Source organism: uncultured Porphyromonas sp., assembly GCF_915070105.1.
Taxonomy (GTDB): domain Bacteria; phylum Bacteroidota; class Bacteroidia; order Bacteroidales; family Porphyromonadaceae; genus Porphyromonas.
Genome location: NZ_CAJZFJ010000016.1, coordinates 15,907 through 36,286, shown reverse-complemented (window position 1 = coordinate 36,286; position 20,380 = coordinate 15,907). Strand labels below are relative to the sequence as shown.

At 55.3% G+C, this 20,380-nt stretch carries 15 protein-coding genes; 3 read left to right on the top strand and 12 right to left on the bottom strand.

The window, feature by feature from the left end; all coding sequences use genetic code 11:
* Positions 1-82: 82 nt before the first annotated feature.
* A complete protein-coding gene (locus QZ554_RS02885) occupies positions 83-754 on the bottom strand; it encodes a hypothetical protein (RefSeq protein WP_297194231.1) in 672 nt (223 codons plus the stop codon).
* Between the two features lie 835 nt (positions 755-1,589).
* Here QZ554_RS02885 and QZ554_RS02880 point away from each other — a divergent pair.
* The 3 genes from QZ554_RS02880 to gmk are packed head-to-tail and all read left to right on the top strand — an operon-like array spanning position 1,590 to position 3,781.
* Positions 1,590-2,051, top strand: coding sequence for a peroxiredoxin (locus tag QZ554_RS02880; RefSeq protein ID WP_297194229.1), 462 nt, complete (start codon positions 1,590-1,592; stop codon positions 2,049-2,051).
* Between the two features lie 24 nt (positions 2,052-2,075).
* Complete coding sequence (gene recA, locus QZ554_RS02875; RefSeq protein WP_297194227.1) at positions 2,076-3,188, top strand: recombinase RecA; 1,113 nt, start codon at positions 2,076-2,078, stop codon at positions 3,186-3,188.
* Between the two features lie 23 nt (positions 3,189-3,211).
* Positions 3,212-3,781, top strand: coding sequence for a guanylate kinase (gene gmk, locus QZ554_RS02870; protein ID WP_297194225.1), 570 nt, complete (start codon positions 3,212-3,214; stop codon positions 3,779-3,781).
* 109 nt (positions 3,782-3,890) lie between these two features.
* Here the strand turns inward: gmk and QZ554_RS02865 are convergent, their stop codons facing one another.
* From QZ554_RS02865 to secA, 11 genes are all read right to left on the bottom strand, one after another.
* A complete protein-coding gene (locus QZ554_RS02865) occupies positions 3,891-6,275 on the bottom strand; it encodes a GH92 family glycosyl hydrolase (protein ID WP_366764402.1) in 2,385 nt (794 codons plus the stop codon).
* A 168-nt stretch (positions 6,276-6,443) separates the two neighbouring features.
* On the bottom strand, positions 6,444-8,159 hold the full coding sequence (locus QZ554_RS02860) for a RagB/SusD family nutrient uptake outer membrane protein (RefSeq protein ID WP_297194223.1): 1,716 nt from the start codon (positions 8,157-8,159) through the stop codon (positions 6,444-6,446).
* 15 nt (positions 8,160-8,174) lie between these two features.
* Positions 8,175-11,240 (bottom strand): TonB-dependent receptor, encoded by a 3,066-nt coding sequence (locus QZ554_RS02855; RefSeq protein WP_297194221.1) that lies wholly within the window; start codon positions 11,238-11,240, stop codon positions 8,175-8,177.
* 599 nt (positions 11,241-11,839) lie between these two features.
* Entirely contained in the window at positions 11,840-13,267 is a 1,428-nt protein-coding gene (gene cls / locus QZ554_RS02850; protein ID WP_297194219.1) for a cardiolipin synthase, read from the bottom strand.
* A gap of 53 nt (positions 13,268-13,320) precedes the next feature.
* Positions 13,321-13,773 (bottom strand): hypothetical protein, encoded by a 453-nt coding sequence (locus QZ554_RS02845; protein ID WP_297194217.1) that lies wholly within the window; start codon positions 13,771-13,773, stop codon positions 13,321-13,323.
* Positions 13,774-13,815: 42 nt separating this feature from the next.
* Positions 13,816-14,235: an SRPBCC family protein gene (locus QZ554_RS02840; protein WP_297194215.1), complete on the bottom strand. Its 420-nt coding sequence runs from the start codon at positions 14,233-14,235 to the stop codon at positions 13,816-13,818.
* Between the two features lie 60 nt (positions 14,236-14,295).
* On the bottom strand, positions 14,296-14,940 hold the full coding sequence (gene pyrE / locus QZ554_RS02835) for an orotate phosphoribosyltransferase (protein WP_297194214.1): 645 nt from the start codon (positions 14,938-14,940) through the stop codon (positions 14,296-14,298).
* A gap of 37 nt (positions 14,941-14,977) precedes the next feature.
* Positions 14,978-15,784 carry a nitrilase-related carbon-nitrogen hydrolase gene (locus QZ554_RS02830; protein WP_297194213.1) on the bottom strand — a complete coding sequence of 269 codons (807 nt, stop codon included), beginning with the start codon at positions 15,782-15,784 and terminating at the stop codon, positions 14,978-14,980.
* 13 nt (positions 15,785-15,797) lie between these two features.
* The gene (locus QZ554_RS02825; protein WP_297194211.1) at positions 15,798-16,343 is read right to left on the bottom strand and encodes a 1-acyl-sn-glycerol-3-phosphate acyltransferase; all 546 of its coding nucleotides are present in this window, start codon (positions 16,341-16,343) and stop codon (positions 15,798-15,800) included.
* Between the two features lie 34 nt (positions 16,344-16,377).
* Positions 16,378-16,671 carry a hypothetical protein gene (locus QZ554_RS02820; protein ID WP_297178080.1) on the bottom strand — a complete coding sequence of 98 codons (294 nt, stop codon included), beginning with the start codon at positions 16,669-16,671 and terminating at the stop codon, positions 16,378-16,380.
* A gap of 336 nt (positions 16,672-17,007) precedes the next feature.
* Positions 17,008-20,310: a preprotein translocase subunit SecA gene (gene secA / locus QZ554_RS02815; RefSeq protein WP_297194209.1), complete on the bottom strand. Its 3,303-nt coding sequence runs from the start codon at positions 20,308-20,310 to the stop codon at positions 17,008-17,010.
* Positions 20,311-20,380 lie beyond the last annotated feature (70 nt).

The following is a 20,380-nucleotide window of genomic DNA, read 5'->3' as shown; positions in this document are numbered from 1 at the left end:
ACAAAGGCAACCAGCTAGGAGTAGTAAGATGCTACTCAGCCTGCTTGATCTTGTCCTCATACTCTTATCTTCATAAGTAGTTTTATCGGCAGGGATCCATTCCTATACGACGGAGCCGTTTCGTAGCTGCATCCAGAGCCTTGATTTCCTCAGGAGTGAGATCACTTTTTGTCTTTTGGTAGAGGGATTCATAGCTGTAGGGATATCCTCCTATATAACACTCTACAATCCCAGATGCAACAGTAAAATCGAAGACGGGGTATAGCCAAGCTCCCTTAGAGGTTACATGGACGATAAATAAGGGCTTCCCCTTAAATCTCCGCTCGTAAATAGAATAATCGAACTCCTCGAAAGCCTCTGTGAAGCGCTTGATCGGGGTGAAGCGAATGCTCTTCAGCCGTTCTCGGCTGAGCACGATGGGCTCTTCCTTGACGAAAAAGCGCAAGACACCGGTACAGTAGCGATAGGGGACATAGTGGTAGCGGAAGAGTGCTAGGTCGATGGAGTCTTGTATGCCACGCCAAGCAGGACGCAGACAGTCCCATCCCACAGCTTCTGATTGCTGAAAGCTCTTGTCTTTCCAAGCTTTCTTAAATTGCATATCAAAGTCTCTCCATGAGCCTGCTTGTCGGCTCTTGCTCCAGTGGTTCAGGAGGTAGACGGTGTCTACCTCCTGAGCCCTGAGACTGGTGAGACAAAGGCAACCAGCTAGGAGTAGTAAGATGCTACTCAGCCTGCTTGATCTTGTCATCATACTCTTTCTTGTCTTTTTCTATCTGTTCTCGTTTCGTATCGGGGAGCCGATAGTTTTGTTATAGGACTACTCTCTATATGTAGAGCGAGACATGTACGTATGGTCATGGGGAGAGTGCTACTCGAATAGCATCCTCTACGACTACAAATGTAGTAAATTCTTCTTCCCATTATTCCCTCTAGTACAAGGTCAGATGAATGAGTTGAAGGTGCTATATTTCAGGTAGTTGTCGATGCCTGCTGAGTATAAGACCCCCGGGAGATAGAGGTCTCTCGGGGGGCTCGTCGTAGGTGTCGTTAGTTCAGGCTTCCTTGGAGGTCTTAGGGGGGATAGGGAACTCTACCTGCAGAGGGTTTAGTCCCTCTCGCTCCACGGAGAGGGTGAGCCTGCCCCACCTTAGGTTTTTCCTCGGGGGATTTCTTTCCCTAAGGATTCCTACAGCAAAGGGGATAGGTGTGTCCCAATGCCCCGTCTATAACGAGCTCTTTATCAGATGTCCTAAGAGGGGCTGGAGGACATGCAAAGGAGCCCTACAGAGGACATACTTAGAGCGTGGTTGTGTACACGCGTGTATACAGTTGTGTACACGTGGGTATACAATAGTGTACACACGTGTACACTTCTCCCCTCTAGGTAGTAGGTATATACTTGCTCAGTCATACCTAGGGTACAGATACTTCTATCTTGGGTATGGGCTCCTCGATGACTTTGCCCTCGACCTCTAGTGGTTTCACGCGTCAGCCCTGTCCTAGTCCCTATACCCCATTTACTATACCCTAGGTATTCCTTATATTTGTAGAGATAAGTAACGAACGAACTAAAAGCAAAGCAAAAGATGGCACTTCAGATAGGGGATCTCGTCCCCGACAGCCTAGGACTAGACCAAGATGGTGTAGAGGTACGTCGTAGTGACTACCCAGGCAAGAGGATCATCCTCTACTTTTACCCCAAGGACAATACCTCTGGCTGTACAGCTCAGGCCTGTAGTCTACGTGACGGATACGCTGAGCTCCGTGAGGCAGGCTATGAGATCATCGGGGTTAGCCGAGATAGTGCTCGGAGTCACAAGGGCTTCATCGAGAAGCATCAGCTCCCCTTCCGACTCATCGCCGATACAGATGTCCAGCTCAACGAGCTCTTCGGGACATGGATCGAGAAGAGTATGTATGGACGTCGATACATGGGCACCGAGCGCACGACCTTCGTCCTCGATGAGTCGGGGCGCATAGAGCGTATCCTGCGTGGCAAGGAGGTCAATACCAAGGAGCATGCCCAGCAGATCCTAGCGAGCAAGTAATACATTACATATACATTAAGTAGCATGAGCGAAGAAGTAAAGGAAAAGCCTACCAAGGCAAAGGACAAGGATAAGGGCCTCTCTATCGAGGAGGCAAAGCGCAAGACCCTGAGTGTGGCACTTGCCAACATTGAGAAGGTACACGGCAAGGGCTCTGTCCTCAATATGGCAGAGCGTCCTACGGTCGATGTGGCAGCCATCCCCTCAGGCTCTATTGGCCTAGACGTCGCCCTCGGTGTAGGGGGCTATCCCCGTGGTCGTATCATCGAGATCTACGGCCCCGAGTCCTCAGGTAAGACCACGCTGGCCATCCACGCTATCGCAGAGGTGCAGAAGCAGGGTGGCTTCGCAGCGATCATCGACGCCGAGCATGCCTTTGACCCCGTCTATGCCGAGGCACTGGGTGTGGATATGAGTAGCCTCTATATCTCCCAGCCAGACAACGGGGAGCAGGCTCTGGATATCGCCGAGCAACTCATCCGCTCGGGGGCTATGGACCTCGTGATCATTGACTCCGTGGCTGCCCTCGTGCCTAAGGCCGAGATCGAGGGCGATATGGGTGAGGCAAAGGTCGGGCTACAGGCTCGCCTGATGTCGCAGGCCCTTCGTAAGATCACGGGAGCTATCAGCAAGTCCAACACGACCTGTATCTTCATCAACCAGCTACGTGAGAAGATCGGGGGCAACTCCTACGGCCCCTCCGAGACGACCACGGGTGGTAACGCTCTGAAGTTCTATGCCTCGGTGCGCCTCGACATCCGTCGTGCAGGCCAGCTCAAGGATGGTGATGAGGTCTTCGGGAACGCTACACGTGTCAAGGTCGTCAAGAACAAGGTCGCACCCCCATTCCGTGTCGCACTCTTCGACATCCTCTACGGTGAGGGTATATCCCGCATCGGGGAGATCATTGACCTAGCCGAGTCAGCAGACATTATCAAGAAGAGTGGCTCCTGGTATAGCTACGGAGAGACGAAGCTCGGGCAGGGCAAGGAGAATGCCAAGCAGACCATCGAGGATAACCCCGAGCTGCAGGAGGAACTGACACGTCAGGTCTTCGCTCGCCTCAAGGATGGCCCTATCGGTAAGGACAAGAAGAAAAAGAAGTCCACGAAGGACGAGGACGAAGATGAGGAATAGAGCCTCCCTGTACGATCTGCTATATGGGTAAGCTAGTCATCATCTCTGCTCCCTCGGGTACGGGCAAGAGTACGCTCATCACACGCCTTCGGGCAGAGCACCCCGAGCTGAGACTTCGCTTCTCTATCTCGGCTACTAGTCGCTCCCCACGGGGCACAGAGCGTGATGGGGTGGAGTACTACTTCTTCTCACCCGAGGAGTTTAGGTCTCGGATAGAGGCGGGAGAGTTCCTCGAGTATGAGGAGGTCTACAGTGGTCGCTACTACGGCACACTACGCAGCGAGGTAGATCGCTGTCTGCAGGAGGGTGACAACCTAATCTTCGATGTGGACTATGTCGGAGCCTTGAATATCAAGAAGGCTTATGGAGCCTCTGCCCTAAGTATCTTCATCAAGCCTCCCAGCATCGAGGAGCTACGCCACCGCCTACAGGGACGCTCCACCGATAGCGAAGAGGTCATCGAGGAGCGCATCGCCAAGGCTACACTTGAACTAGAGCATGCCGAGGCCTTCGACAGGGCGCTTGTCAATGATGATCTCGAGACTTGCTATGGCGAGCTCTACCAGCTCATCCATACCTTCCTCTCCGCCTAGAGTATATCTGGCCTAGAGCTATTACGACCAGCCCCCTCATGAGCGAGACCTTAGTCTCGACCCATGAGGGGGCTGGTCGCTTTGTTGGGTTATGGCCTTCTGCTGGGGGCTACTTGTCGTACCAGACGACACCCCGCTGGTCTGTCAAGGTCAGTACGAGCTCACCGCCCTGCATCAGCTGGGTATAGGTGATATGGGAGCGATTGAGAGGACGACCATTGAGCTGTGCTGACTGGATATATCTCCTAGTGGAGGAGAGCCCAGGGGCGGAGATGGTGAAGGTACGCCCATTCTCTAGGTGCAGGGTGAGGCGCTCGAAGAGGGGTGTCGTCACCTCATATTCGCTCGTGAGCGGATCGACCGGGTAGAGACCCATTGCGGCGAAGACATACCATGCGGACATCTGTCCACAGTCCTCATTGCCACAGAGCCCATCAGGGCGGTGGGAGTAGAGCGTAGAGCGTACCTGATGAATGAGGTCAGCTGTCTTCCAGGGCTCATTCACATAGTTGTAGAGGAAGATCACGTGGTGGCTAGGCTCGTTGCCCTGGACATACTGCCCGATCATACCCGTGGAGAAGATAGGGAGTGCTATCTCTTTGGGCGTCGTACGGGAGAAGAACTCATCGAGACGATCACGTAGCTGCTCACGTGAGCCCATGAGCTGCTCTAGCTGACGTACTGCATGCTGGGCAGCGAAGAGGTACTGGTAGGCATTGCTCTCGGTGAAGTGCTTCGTGTAGGCAAAGGGATTGAAGTCAGGGAGCCAACGTCCCTTACCATCCTTAGGACGGAAGAAGCCCGTGCCCTTATCCCATAGGTTCTTGTAGCTCTCTGCACGTGCACGATACTGCTCTGCGACATCACTGTCCCCCATCCACTCGGCATAGGCTGCGATGGCAGCATCGTCGTAGGCATACTCCAGCGTCTTGGAGACACTCTCATCCTGTAGGTCGGCAGGTACGTAGCCACGGCTCTGGTACTCATCTAGCCCACGGTAGTACTGTCGCTCGGCAGTGTTACGTAGGAGGTTCAGTAGGTCGGCTGGATCTGCGGGCTTATATACGCCCTTGAGTACCGCCTCTACGATGACTGGTATGGAGTGATGCCCGATCATCATATCAGTCTCAGAGGCAAACATATTCCATACGGGGAGGTGGAACATGTTCTGATCGCCGAAGTCAATGAGCGACTGAACCATATCACGGTTCTCCTTGGTGGCTATGAGATTGTAGAGCGGGTGTACGGCACGATAGGTGTCCCATAGGGAGAAGGTACTGTAGGTAGCTGTGTTATCCTCCCTAAAGTGTGTCCTTCGGTCAGCCCCTAGGTAGTTCCCATCGGTATTGCTATAGAGCGTGGGACAGACCTGTGCACGATAGAGTGCGGTGTAGAAGGTCTTCTTGAGGCTGTCGGGGGCATTCTCGGGGATGGTGATCCTGCTTAGTCGTTCCTGCCAGAGGGTCTCTGCTTGGGTACGATACTTGTCGAAGTCAAACTCCTTCTCCTCATCAGTCCAATTGCCCATGGCTCCCTGAGTGCTCGTACCCGATAGTGCCGTCTCGATGATGAGCTGATCGCCAGCCTTCACCTTGTAGTATAGGTAGGCAATAGCCGAGCGACCAGAGGCTTGACCGTAAGGCTCTCCCTGACGATGCTCGATGAAGATACTATCGGGTGTACGTGAGAGCTGTGTGTAGAAGTACACCTCCTGGTCACGTGCCCAGCCCGTAGACTTGCGGTAGCCCTGTAGTGCCGTGGGGGTGACCTGCTCCACATCACTCTCTGTGGTACGATCCCAGTTCATCGCTCGGTCTAGGTCTAGAATGACACAGGCAGAGTCGGAGGCACGATTGAAGGTATAGCGCTGCACACCCATGTGGGGCGAGGCTGTGAGCTCCACTCGTATGTCATAGGGCTCGAGGGTCACCGCATAGTAGCCAGCGTGTGCCTGCTCTGTCTCGTGTCTGAAGCGTGCGTGTCGGCCTAGGCGAGCTGTCTCCCCAGTCGCCTTGTCTATGGTGTAGGTCCCGCCCTCTAGGGTAGGTAGTAGCACAGGCATGAAGGGGATGTCATATAGATCACCAGCCCCCGTACCACTGAGGTGGGTGTGGCTGAAGCCCGCTATCGTGCTATCGGGGTAGTAGTAGCCGGCTATCCGATCCCAGCCCGGGAGTCCATTGTCTGGGCTCAACTGCACCATCCCGAAGGGGACAGTAGCGCCAGGATAGACATTGCCCACCCAGTCGGTACCGATGAGTGGATCGACTAGCTGGGCAAGGGGATTCTTGTCGTCAGTCTTACGATTGCTACAGCTACTGATGCTGCAGAGGAGGGCTAGCCCGAGGGCTAGGATACAGAGAATAAGGGTAAGCTTTGTTTGTCTCATATTCATCACTGTCAGGAGCGACTTCACCTGCACCTCGATCCTTCGCACGAGGGCTAGGGGCGATGGTACAATAGCAGGGATGAAGATAAGGATAATTTTACACACCGCTCCCTCGTGTAAGGGCTGGGAATACACTAATGCAAAAGCAAATGGGGCAGAGAGGGATATCCCTCTCTGCCCCATTCTGTGTATTGATGGCTTCCCCAAAAGGCTAGGGCAAGGCTACCTCTAGCGTGAGGGAAGGAGATGCGTTGGAAGTGCTAGCTGAAGCCCTTAGTGTGTAGGGTTCTGTGTCAGCTTACCTGGGTAAGCATCGATCGCATTCTGCGGGATGAAGTACACCACTCGGTAGTCGGTGGGGGCTATGTCCTCACGCTGATGGTGAGCCCCGGGGTAGCGACGTATGAGTGAGCCCCCGTTGCGGAATACATCGTAGCTACGCTCAGCCTGGAAGGCAAGCTCCAGCTGGCGCTCCTTGTCGATGCGCTCAGGTGCATTCGTAGCATCTAGGCTCGCATACTGCGCACCAGGGATGGAGCGTGTACGCACGAGGTTGAGGTCGGCAAGGGCTGCACTGTAGTGACCGAGCTTGGCTTCGGCCTCAGCACGATTGAGGTAGACCTCGCCTAGACGTGAGATGATGGGGGAGTGTAGCTGGCTATTCTCACCCTCACGGGAGCACTTCGTGATGTAGAACATCGGGTAGGCTCTATTGAGTGCGATATAGGTATCCAAGACCCCTCGGTATGTCTTCCCACCGTAGGTGATGCTATAGATCTCCTGAGTAGCGTCTATGGCAGTCAGGGTATAGGAGGATGCTTGACCCTGATCCTTCTCTTCCTTAGCTATTATCTGCCCATTGGTACGGGTGACGGGGAGCTGTAGGTAGTTCATATCCCCGGAGTCCTCCGTCTTAATGAAGCGGAATACCTCTCCCTTATCGTTGTCATACACGGGCTCGATGAAGGCTGCACGAGCATCTACGATACGCATCCTATTGGGGCGGTAGTCATTGCGCCCCGTCTCGTCTAGTAGAGCGAGGTACTTGGCACTGGCATACATCTCGCCCCAGCCCATGCCACCGATATTGGCATACATCCCGCCGATACCGTAGTAGTGGTCGTAGCCAGAGAATTCGGAGGCTAGACGGCGGATGACGAAGATGGACTCCTTGTTGTTTTCGGGCAGGATCTGATTGTACTTCATGAAGTCCTCACGACCGAGGAGCTGATACTTAGCACTCGCGATTACCTTGGAGGCATATTCAGAGGCCAGCTGAGCATACTGAGTATTAGGCTGGTCATAGGTGCCACTCATATAGAGGTAGAGGCGGGAGAGCAAGGCTTGGGCAGCGCCCTTAGAGGCATAGAAGGGAGTGCCAGTGCGCTCGGGAAGGAGCGTCTCAGCCTGCTTCAGGTCTTCGATAGCCTGTGCGTAGGTCTCAGCTACGGTAGCACGGTCGGGGAGAGTGAACTTACCGAAGATGTTCTTGGGCGCGCTCTTGATGATCGGTACACCGAGGTTCTTCTCGGGGCTTTGATAGTAGGGGCGTCCGTAGGCTCTCACGAGGTAGAAGTAGAGGAAGCCACGTACGAAGTAGGCCTCTCCGACATGAGACTTGACCTCGGCATCGGTGGAGGAGCCATAGAGCTCGATGATGTTGGAGGCTTGTATGATAGCCTTGTAGCTATTATCCCAGAAGGCCTGTAGGCGGTAGTTCTGTGGGGTACGGTTGAAGGTGATGAACTCAAAGAAGGCATCCGTCGAGGCACCACGTATCATGATGTTGTCCCCTGCGTACTCGCCGCAGCGGTGCATGGCATCACTCCAGGTCTTGAGCTGAGCATACATCCCGTGGGTCATCCCATCGATAGCCTCCTCGGGGTGCTCAAGGATGCGCTGGCTAGACATGCTCCCCTTAGGCTCTCTGTCGATGTTGCAGGCTACTAGTAGGCAGGAGGCCACTAGTAGCATAAGTATCTTGTTCATATCTGTATCGTGTAGCTAGAGTGAGAGGTTGAAGCCCAGGACGAAGCGGCGAACAGGTGGGTAGACACTGATCCCCGTTGTCCCCATGACAGAGCCATCGGAGGCTGGTAGTTCGGGGTCTACGCCTGAGTACTTCGTGAAGGTCAGGAGGTTCTCAGCATTGAGGTAGATACGTAGGGTCTGTATCTTCAGCTGAGGGAGGGAGAGGTTGTAGCCGAGGGTTAGGGTACGTAGCTTGAAGAAGGAGTTGTTCTCTAGGTAACGAGAGGAGGCCTTGTTCCCATTGTCCTTGTTGTTGTACAGGGCACGTGGGTGGGTGGCGATGTCGCCCTTCTTCTGCCAGCGTGACCAGCCCTTCTGCAGAGCCATCTGATTGCGGTCTGTGTAGGCGAGGTCAGAGTCTAGCTCCTGGCGAGAGTAGTTGTAGATCTGTCCCCCGAGAGCGTAGCCAAAGGTAGCTGAGAGGTCAAATTCTCTCCAGCGTAGGCTCGTCGTGATCCCCCCGAAGACCTTGGGTGCAGCAGAGCCGAGCTTGTAGTACTTGGCCTCGGCGTAGTTCTTGGTCGTGACCTTCTTGCCATCAGCATCCTCCTTGTACCATAGGGGACGTCCATCCTCTGGGTCTACACCTGCCCACTGGGGCATATAGTAGGTGTCGATGGGCGAGCCGATCTCTAGGATACGAGTGGCTGAGCCTGCGATACCGCTCCCGTCGCCGATGATGACTGGCTTGGCGATGTACTGTCCCGAGGGATCATACTGACGGAAGATGTCGGTGAGCTTGTTGGCATTGTGTCCGATGTTCAGGTCTAGGCTCCAGGTGATATCCTTGGTGCGGATGAGGTCACCCCCGATGGCCACTTCGATACCTCTATTGTCCATCTTACCGATGTTGCGGTAGACGTGGGTCACCCCTGTTAGGCTGGTGACGGGGACGTTGTAGAGGATGTTGTCGGTCTTCTTGGAGTAGAGGTCGAGGGTGAGGCGCAGACGATTCTCCCAGAGCGAAGCGTCGAGCCCGATACCAGCAGTGTAGGTACGCTCCCAGGTTAGGTCTCTATTGCCTATCTGCGAGATGAGCATACCTGGCTGGCCATTGTAGTTGGAGGCTATGGAGTAGAGGTCATACTGAGGGTAGAGGGCAGAGGGGCGGTTACCAGCTGAGCCATAGGAGGCACGGAGCTTGAGCTGGTCGAAGGCCTTGACCCCAAACCATGACTCGCGGTGGATGTTCCACCCACCACTGATGGAGAAGAGCGTCCCATACTTGGCTCTTGAGCCGAGGTTGGAGGCACCATCACGGCGGATAGATCCCTCGACGAGATAGCGGTTGTCGTAGCTGTAGCGAGCGTTGGCGAAGACGGACTGTACAGCCCACTCAGCGATACCTCCCTTGGCTCTCTCGGGCTTGGCGGTGATGTCGAGCACCTCAAAGCCGGGTACAAACCCCGTCCCGTAGACATCGGTCGATTTGCCCCAGTAGTCGTTGAACTCGTAGGCTAGGAGACCATTTAGGTTGTGTAGTCCCCAGCTATTGCTCGTCAGGAGCTTTTGGTTCGTATAGCGTCGGGCTACCTGTCCGTGGTACTCGGTGATACGTCCCTGCACACTCTCTCCACCGCTGGAGCGTGGGTCTTGATAGCCGTGGCTCGTGCTGTGGACGTACTTGTAGTTATTGACCGAGGAGAAGGTCAGCCAAGGAGTGATACGGGCGTCGAAGTCGAGGTTGCCCATGAACTCATAGTTACGTCCATCGGCATGGTTCCACTGCAGGTCTCGGATGTAGTTCGTGCTGTTGCTGTTCACCCATCCAGAGTACTTGTGGGGGACGGGCTTGCCATCAGCATCATAGGGACTATCCCAGGGGAGCATAGAGTACATAGCGGAGACGGAGTACTGCCTATCATCGGAGGTCTGCATCGCACCACTGATCATGGGGCGGATGGTGAGCCAGTCGAGGGGCTTGTAGGCAGTCTTGAGACGGAAGTTGTATCGCTTGTAGTCGAAGCCCTTCACGGCACCCTTCTCATCGTAGTAGCCTAGGGAGAAGAGGGAGTTCATCGTCTCGCTCCCGCCCTGTATCGTGAGGTTGTAGTCCTGTGAGATGCCTGTGCGTGTAGCTAGTGCCCACCAGTCGAAGTTGTCGTTGCGTAGGGCGGGCTTCCATCGGGGGAAGGGGATGGTGCTTGCGTTGCCCGTGGAGGCGAAGTAGTCGTAGAGCTCGGCACCGTTCATCATACGTAGGTTGCCATTGTTCAGGCGGCTAAGGCCTGCACGGACGGAGGCAGAGACACGGAGCTTGCCTGAGCGGCTGCTCTTGGTGGTGACGACGACGACCCCATTAGCTCCAGCAGAGCCGTAGATGGCGGTGGAGGCTGCGTCCTTGAGGATCGTTAGCCCCTCGATATCCTGAGGATTGAGCTGTCCAGGGTCATCCCCTACGATCACGCCATCGATGACCCAGAGGGGGCGTGTATTCCCATTGAGGGTGGCTTGTCCACGGATCACCACGGCTGCACTCGAGCCAGGGCGTCCCGATCCAGGTGCGACGTAGACCCCGGGGGCCTTGCCATTAAGGAGGTTGGAGACGGAGGGGGTGGTCATGTCCTTGAGCTTGCTGTCCTTGAGACTGATCATTGCTCCCGTGAGGCTCTCCTTGCGCTGTGTCGTATAGCCTACGACGACGAGTTCGCTTAGGGTCTTTGAGTTTTCTGTCAGCTGGATGACTTGCTCCTTCTCGGTAGCTCGTACCTCTAGGGTCTCGTAGCCGATGTAGGAGATGACGAGTGTCACCCCGGGCGCAGCAGACAGGGTATAGCCCCCCTGCATATCGGAGACAGCACCGATACGCTTGTTGCCCTTGACATGGATGCTAGCACCGATGATCGGCTCACCAGTAGCAGCATCCACGATACGCCCACGTACCTTCCCAGCTACTTGGGCTAGAGTGAGGGGGCTCGATGACGGCTCTTGCTCGGGGACTGCACTTGCCGCAAGGGGTAGAGTGCAGATGGTGAGCAGGGAGACGGCAAGCGTACTCCGTAGCCGAGCCCGATGTGAAAGTGGTCTTTCGTTCTTCATTCTTTTGAGTCTTTATGGTTAATGAAGTAGTACAATTCCGTGGCAAATATAGAGCATTCCTAGGGGATATGTACCTAAACTAAGGTGTTCAGACTTAATAAAATAATGAAAGAAGTCAGGGCTTTGTCCACCAGTGTTTTACCCAGTGTATCGAATGATATTTAGGAATGTGTCTGTACCTCGCTCAAGGGGGAGAGTTGGGTGCGTTCACCCCTAAAAAAAGGATCTAGGTAGAGACTAGTACGAGATCCTCTGCCCCATAGTCATATCACTCTCATCAATCCGACCCTGGTAGTGACGATACCTAGGGGGCAAAAACGAACATACCGAGAACGCTCATGCGCTTTCGGTAAGGACGCCCTTGCGTTCATACTAAGATCGTAGATGTGCTCTTAGTATGAACGCTGATGCGCTCTCGGTAAGAGCGCAAAGGGACTATTTGTATGTGCATTGTAACCCCCTCATCATAAGCGATATGAGGGGGTCGATACCTCTCTGGAGGTGTGGGCTATTCGGTCGATGGGAGTTGCTGGGGCTATCTCTGACCTCGTGGGTCGGGATAGGATGAGCCATCTCTCGAAGGGGGGGCTGGTACTAGGCTAGAGCATCGGAGCGAAGAGGCGCATCACAGACTCTGCCATACGTGTCTGCCGACTGCGTTCCTCCCATTCCTCGGCAGTGAGCAGACGACAGCGCTTCTTGTCAGCCTCGAATAGGGCGATGAGTCGCTTCGTAATGCCAGAGTCATAGACGAAGCCCGAGATCTCGAAGTTGTGCTCCAGGCTACGGAAGTCCATATTGGCAGAGCCAATGGAGGCTAGGCTGCTATCGACCATAATGAGCTTGGAGTGTAGGAAGCCCTCGGTGTAGCGATAGATCTTCACCCCAGCCTCCAGCAGTAGAGTCAGATAAGAGTTGGCAGCGTAGGTCGTGAGTCGAGAGTCGGTACGCTCGGGGAGCATGAGCTCCACTTGGACGCCAGCTAGGGCTGCGGTGATGAGGGCATTATTGAGGTTCTCGGTCGGTAGGAAGTAGGGTGTCTGGATGTAGATACGCTCACTGGCACGGGAGATCATATAGATGATGGCCTGCTCGATGGATCGCCAGTGACTGATCGGCCCACCCGAGACGAACTGCACGGAGGGCGAATATTCGTTGGCTGGTACGGAGGGGTCAAAGTAGCGGTCCATATTGACGACCTTGCGTGAGACGGTGTACCAGTCGATGAGGAAGGAGCTCTGCAGACCCGCCACAGCGACCCCCGTGATGCGGAAGTGGGTGTCTCGCCATCGCCCTAGCTCGTTGCCCGTGAGGTAACGCTGGGCGAAGTTCATCCCCCCTACATAGCCGATAGAGCCGTCGATGATGACGATCTTGCGGTGATTGCGGTAGTTCACCGTCGTGGAGAGTAGCGGGAAGGCCACACGCATGAAGGCATAGACCTGTATCCCCGCCGAGCGCATACGCTGCCAGTAGGCCTTGGGGACATTGTAGGAGCCGAGGTGGTCGTAGATGATACGTATGGTTACACCCTCCTTGGCCTTGCGGATGAGTAGGTCGGTCAGGCGGTCAAGCACAGCATCTGCCCCGAAGATATAGGCCTGTAGGTGGATGTACTCCTCGGCCTGCTCTAGGTCGTGGAAGAGTGCCTCGTACATATCTGCCCCCCAGGCATAGATCTCTAGGGACTGTAGCTGTAGGAGGGGGGTATTGGAGTTGCGCTGGATGAGCTCGATCATACGAAGGTGCTCCTCCGTGATCTGTCGCTTGCGCTGTAGGTGCTTCGGTAGGGAGAGCTGCTGGGGGCGACGCATGAGTCGTCGGTAGAAGCGTCGACTGATGCTATGTAGTCGCCTCTGGTCTTGGCCGAAGACGATATAGGTCATAATCCCCACGACCGGTATTAGCCCGACGATGAGGATCCATGCCGATGCCTTCAGTGGGTTGCGGTTCTCACTGAGCACCGTGCCGATGACCCCTAGGGTGGTCACTATATAGGCTATGATGAGCCAGCTAGAGAATGCCATAAGAATGAGAAACCAAAGGGCTAGATGAGCGCAGGGAGCTCCCCGCAGTCAGGCTAGCTCGTGACGAGTAGGTGGTAGCGATCCATACGTACCACTCGGTAGCGTCTCAGGGGGGACTGGGCAGAGCCCTCCTCGGGGCGACCAGTACCCTGTAGCACCTCGAAGGCACTCCTGCAGCTCGGGCACACCAGTCGCATCCCCTTCACCTCCAGCTGTGCTCCCTGACTATGCACCCCTGGGCAAGCGAGGTCAAAGGCGTAGAACTCCTCCGCCTGCTCGACAGAGCGTACCACCGCTAGCCCAGCATTGCCGAGACGATCCTGTGCCGTCTTGGGCTGGGTGATACGTATGATGCCCCCAGGAGAGAGTAGTGCCCTGTGGCGAGTATCCTGCAGGTGGAGGTGGTAGTACACCGCAGCCTGAGGTACCCTAGGCTCCACAGCACTCGTACAGGATACGAGCCCGACGAGCCCAGCGAGTGCGAGGTAGTCACACAGACGAGCCATACTATCTAGGAGGTGTAGGGATCAGTGAGGAGAAGGGGAGGATCAGTAGGGGAGGATAGCCAGCATATCAGCTAGTCGCTCGACACCCTCCTCGAGCTTGCTCCCGATCATCTTACGTACGAAGAAGTTCAGGTCGGCACGTAGGGTTAGCCTGAGGCGTGTATCGTTAGGTGCGGGCTCGAGTAGCTGTATCCACAGGGTCAGGTCTAGGGGAGACTGCTCGGTGGCAAGCTTGATCGTACCCTCAGGCTCACGCTCTATGACACGTAGCACGAGTCTACCTGCGCCGGGGATGACGAAGGCACAGCTATCCGCATCGATAGGCTCGATCTGGATCTTCTCCTTTGCCTCCTCGGGTAGTCGATCTCGTACGGAGGCTAGACCATTGAGGTCGGAGAGACGCTCATAGACACGATGGCGGGGGGCAGCGATGCTCTTGATCGAACTGGTATAGTCACTCATTGAGATAAGTCTAATGTATAAGGTGATAGGGGCGATAGGGGCGATAGGGACAGGGGCGCACTAGCGTCTCCCCGTCCAGGTGTCTGGGCTCTGACGCCACTGCTTGAGTAGCGACTCATCCTCGGGCGAGATGTAGCCCGTCGCAAGAGCCTCGGCGATCACGGTGTCGTAGTCGCTGAGGGTGACTAGACGCACAGAGGCTTCGGCGAAGGCCTCTACAGCCTGAGGGAAGCCGTGGGTGTAGACAGCGACCATGCCGAGGACTTCGCTACCAACCTGGCGTAGCGCCTCGACGGCCTTGAGGCTGCTCCCACCCGTGGAGATCAGATCCTCTACGACGAGGACACGGCTACCCTCGGGGAGCTCTCCCTCGATCTGATTGCCCATACCATGATCCTTAGCCTTCGGACGTACATAGACGAAGGGTAGACCTAGGAGGTCTGCTACGAGTGCGCCCTGTGCGATAGCACCCGTAGCGACACCTGCGATGACCTCGGGCATCCCGTATTCCCTACGGATGGCCTCTGCGAGCTCCTCCTTGATGAGGGTACGTACGGCAGGATAGGATAGGGTGACACGATTGTCACAGTAGATAGGGGACTTCCACCCTGATGCCCAGGTGAAGGGTGCATCGGGCTGGAGCTTGACAGCCTTGACTTCGAGCAGGGCTTTGGCAACACGCTCAGCCGTGGTCTTTGTATTCATTTGTCGATGTATCTGATGTATATTGAAGCGTAGAGTCTTAGGGGAGGTCGAGGGTGAAGCTATCGGCATCCTCCCATACGGGGAACTTATGCCTTAGGTCAGCCAGCGGAGCATAGTCGAGTGTCGCTACGAGGACTGTCTCCGCACCCTCCTCTGCCTCGGCGAGGGCTTCCCCACGAGCGTTGAGTATCGCTGAGTCGCCCGTGTAGACGAGTCCCTGTGGATCGGTGCCTACACGATTGAGCCCGACCATATAGGCGAGGTTCTCCATAGCTCGTGCTCTGAGGAGGGTCGAGAAGACCCGACGACGAGGACGAGGCCAGTTGGCCACGCAGATAATGAGGTCATACTCATTATGCACGTTGCGACACCAGACGGGGAAGCGCATATCATAGCAGATGATAGGCAGTATCCGCCAGCCATGGAAGGAGAGTATCTGACGCTCCGTAGCTGCAGAGACGAACTCCCGCTCGCCACCAGGGGCGAAGAGGTGTCGCTTAGGCTGTCGCTGCATCTGCCCCTGCTCGTCGATGAGGAAGAACATATTATAGATCTTGCCATCGCTCGCCCGTGTGAGGTAGCTCCCAGCGAGCCCTACTTGGTACTCCTTGGCTAGCTCTGTGAGGAGGGTATAGACCTCACCTCGATCTTCATCAGCGAGCTGTGCGGCCTCGGCAGAGAAGCCTGTCGTGATCGTCTCAGGGAAGATAATGAGCTCGGCCTCGTGGGCATGCTGGGCGACATAGCTGCGGATGCGCTGGCAGTTGCCCTCGACATCATTCCATAGGATGGAGCACTGCACAGCTGCCACACGTAGGGTGGGGGAGGGAGAGAGGAGGGACATAGGGGTGGGAGCTTTAGGGGGTGAACTTCTCGGGGTAGCGAGCCTGCTCTGCACTGAAGCGAGAGCGGATATAGCTAAGGTCTGCCTCTAGGTCACCCGTAGGGTAGAAGACCTCGAAGATCCCCAGCTCGTGCCGCTTGTAGTCCAGTACAGCCAGCTCTATGGGGAGACTAGCGGCTGTGGCGATATGGTAGAAGCCACTCTTCCACTTCTCGGCTCGTGAGCGTGTCCCCTCGGGGGTGATGGCGATGTGCATCTGCCCCTGACGTACGAGGAGCTCCTTGATACGATCTACGGTCTGGGAGCGTTCCTTTCGATTGATTGGTACACCGCCTAGAGCACGTAGGATGGAGCCAAGAGGGAAGAAGAACCAATCACTCTTCATTAGGAAGCCAGACTTGATGCCGACAGCCCAGGAGTAGAGTAGTCCGAGGGTGAAGTCCCTATTGCTGGTATGTGGAGCGACACAGATGACGCTACCAGAGGGGTGATCCTGCGGCAGGGGAAGTATCCTCCAGCCGAGTAGGCGAAGGAGGCTTTGGGCAAATATTTTTCGCAAAATAATCGGGTTTGGGTAGCAGGGGTAGCCTAGGCTAGAGCCCCTCGATGAACTGATCGAGACGATCAGAGATGTGCGTAGCGTTCTCCGCTATATGCTGACGCAGCGCACGATAGTAGCTCCTCACGAGGGCAGGATTGTCCTTGCCGTCGGGGTGGTCGATACGTCGCAGGGTATCGTCAGTGAAGACCATGATGTCATCCATCAGATCCTCCAGCTCACGTTGCATCGCTTCGCTATCAGCTACAGAGCGGATGATCAGGGCTTCGTCAAAGAGGCGCATAACCTCTGCGATGACGTCTTTCTTGAGTTGTCGTTTACTTGCCATACTACTTGGTGGGGCTTGGGGAGCGTACACTCTACAGAGATAACTATCCTAATAAGCTTAGCACAAAGATAATAGAAATAACAGAGCATACCCCACACTTTCCCCTACTAACTACCCCTATTCTCATCCCAAGAGGGGATAGTTGGGAGCAGGCGCCAGAGGGGGAGCGCTTCCTAGATATGGCATGGTTCTTTGCCCCCGAGAGAGGTATGGTGGAGTGCGAGCATTAGAGGAGGGCGGCCTCTCTCTGTATGGGGTGGGGATAAACGAGTAGCCCCGACAGCTAGCTTCTGTAGCTGTCGGGGCTATCCCTAAGAGTTTGATGGTGGGGCGAGACTAGATATTCTTGCCGTGGCAGTGCTTGAACTTCTTGCCGCTGCCGCAGGGGCAAGGATCATTACGCCCGATGGTATGTGTAGACTGAGCTGGGGTACGGCGAGCTTCGGCCTCAGCCTCTGCGCTACCTACCTCGTGTCTGCTCTCACGATACTGAGGAGCAGGACGGTGAGCAGGTGCCTGCTCCTGTCGTACCTCTACCTCTTGTGGTGCTTCGCTGTCGGCTGGGGCGAGGTGGAGCTGGATGCGCATGAGGATGCTAGCTGTACGGCGGTTCATCTCCTCGATCATCGTACGGAAGAGCTCATAGGACTCGAGCTTGTAGATGAGCAAAGGATCCTTGTTCTCGTAGCTAGCGTTCTGTACCGAGTTACGGAGTTCATCCATCTCACGTAGATGCTCCTTCCACTGTTCGTCGATGATGTGTAGGACGATCGCCTTCTCAAACTCACGCATGATGCTACGCCCCTTGGTCTCGTCAGCCTCCTTGAGGTTACAAGCGACCTGGTAGGCTCCACGCCCATCGGTCAGAGGGATCATAATGCGTTCGTAGTACTGCCCCTGCTCGGTGTATACCTGATGGATAGCAGGATAAGCCTGGTCAGCAATGAGCTGTGTACGACGAGCGAAGGTAGCCTCTACGGCATCATAGAGTAGGTCGGTGAGCTCATCAGCCTTGGTGTTGCGGAAGGTCTGCGCATCAAATGGAGCCTCGATAGCGAAGAGACGGATTACATCCTCCGAGAAGCTCTCGTAGTCCTCGACTGGATGGTGCGTATCGATGAGGATACGTCCAGCGTCATAGAGGGTATTCATCACGTCCATCTCGATACGTTCGCCCATGAGCGCATGGCGACGACGCTTGTAGATGACTTCACGCTGGGAGTTCATCACGTCGTCGTATTCGAGCAGACGCTTACGGATACCGAAGTTGTTCTCTTCGACCTTCTTCTGCGCACGCTCTACGGCCTTGTTGAGCATACTGTGCTCGAGCACTTCGCCTTCCTCGAAGCCCATCTTGTCCATCATAGCAGACAGACGGTCAGAGGCAAAGAGACGCATGAGGTGATCCTCAAGTGAGACGAAGAATACAGATGAGCCTGGGTCACCCTGACGTCCTGCACGACCACGTAGCTGGCGGTCTACACGACGAGACTCGTGACGCTCCGTACCTAGGATGGCGAGCCCGCCTGCTTCCTTGACCTCGGGAGTCAGCTTGATGTCGGTACCACGACCCGCCATGTTCGTAGCGATGGTGACGACACCGGGCTTACCAGCCTGGGCGACGATCTCGGCTTCCTTCTGGTGGAGCTTAGCGTTAAGGACGTTGTGTGGGATGTGGCGTAGTGTGAGCATCTTGCTCAGTAGCTCCGAGATCTCCACAGAGGTAGTCCCGACAAGTACTGGGCGGCCAAGATCCACGAGGCGAACGATCTCCTCGATGACGGCGGCATACTTCTCACGTGCAGTCTTGTAGATGCGGTCGTTGAGGTCGTGACGAGCGATGGGGCGGTTCGTGGGGATCACGACTACGTCCAGCTTGTAGATATCCCATAGCTCACCTGCCTCAGTCTCGGCCGTACCGGTCATACCAGAGAGCTTGTGGTACATACGGAAGTAGTTCTGCAGCGTGATGGTTGCGAAGGTCTGTGTGGCAGCCTCTACCTTGACACGCTCCTTGGCTTCGATAGCCTGGTGTAGACCATCCGAGTAGCGACGTCCGTCCATGATACGTCCTGTCTGCTCGTCTACGATGAGTACCTTGTTGTCGATGACGACATACTGGTCGTTCTTCTCGAAGAGGGTATAGGCCTTGAGGAGCTGATTGACGGTGTGTACACGTTCGCTCTTGATCGCATAGTCCGCTAGGAGTGCCTCCTTGCGCTGTGCCACCTCTTCGCTGGAGAGGCCCTGCCCAGAGAGCTCAGCCAGCTGGGAGGCTATGTCGGGGAGGATGAAGAAGGTGGGGTCATCGGTACCACGGGTGAGGAGGTCAATCCCCTTGTCGGAGAGCTCAATGCTATTGTGCTTCTCGTCGATGACGAAGTAGAGCTCCTCGGTGACGATATGCATCTGACGCATATTGTCGGCCATGTACTCCTCCTCGACCTTGAGCATACCGGTCTTGATACCTGGTTCACTAAGGTACTTGATGAGAGGCTTACTCTTGGGCATACCCTTGTAGGTGCGGAAGAGTAGGAAGAAGCCTTCCTCCTGCTCCTTCTTGTCCTCGGAGGCAATCTTCTTCTTGGCATCAATGAGGAGCTGCTGGCAGAGCTTGTGCTGTGCTGCTACGACTGTCTCTACGTTAGGCAGGAACTGCTCGAAGAGCTGATCGTCTCCCTTAGGTACTGGACCCGAGATGATCAGAGGGGTACGAGCGTCGTCGATGAGGACTGAGTCCACCTCGTCCACGATGGCGTAGTTGTGCTTGCGCTGTACGAGATCCTCAGGGCTGGTGGCCATGTTGTCACGTAGGTAGTCGAAGCCGAACTCATTGTTTGTCCCGAAGGTAATATCTGCGTTGTAGGCTGCACGGCGAGCAGGCGTGTTGGGCTGGTGCTTGTCGATGCAGTCTACACTGAGGCCATGGAACATATAGAGGGGGCCCATCCACTCAGAGTCACGCTTGGCGAGGTAATCGTTCACCGTCACGACGTGGACACCATTGCCGGTGAGGGCATTGAGGAAGACAGGGAGTGTAGCCACGAGGGTCTTACCTTCACCCGTAGCCATCTCTGCGATCTTGCCCTTGTGTAGGACCGTCCCCCCGAAGAGCTGTACATCATAGTGTACCATATCCCAGGTGATCTCATTACCACCTGCTACCCAATGGTTCTGATAGATAGCGGTATCACCCTCGATACGTACGAAGTCGTGGCTGACACTGAGATCTCGGTCGAAGTCGGTAGCACGGACACGTATCTCGGCATTCTCGGCGAAGCGACGTGCTGTACTCTTGACGATAGCGAAGGCCTCAGGATGAATCTCATCCAGTGCCTCCTCGAGCTTCTCGAGGATCTCCTTCTCTATCTTATCTACCTTACCCCAGATAGCCTCACGCTCGTCTAGATCCTTACCCTCTACGCTGGAACGTAGGGCGGCTACCTCTTCACGCTCCTTGGCCACGTGGTCTTGGATACGTTGTCTGAGCTGAGCCGTACGCTCACGTAGCTCGTCATTGCTTAGGGCATCTATCTCGGGGTAGATTGCCTTGATGCGTTCCACCCAAGGTGTGATCTCCTTGAGGTCTCGCTGTGACTTATTGCCGAATAGCTTCGACAGTACATCTAAAAATCCCATCTATGTATATATACTATTATTGTTGCTGTTAATACGAAAGTGATAGCCTCCTCTCATACCGAGAGGATAC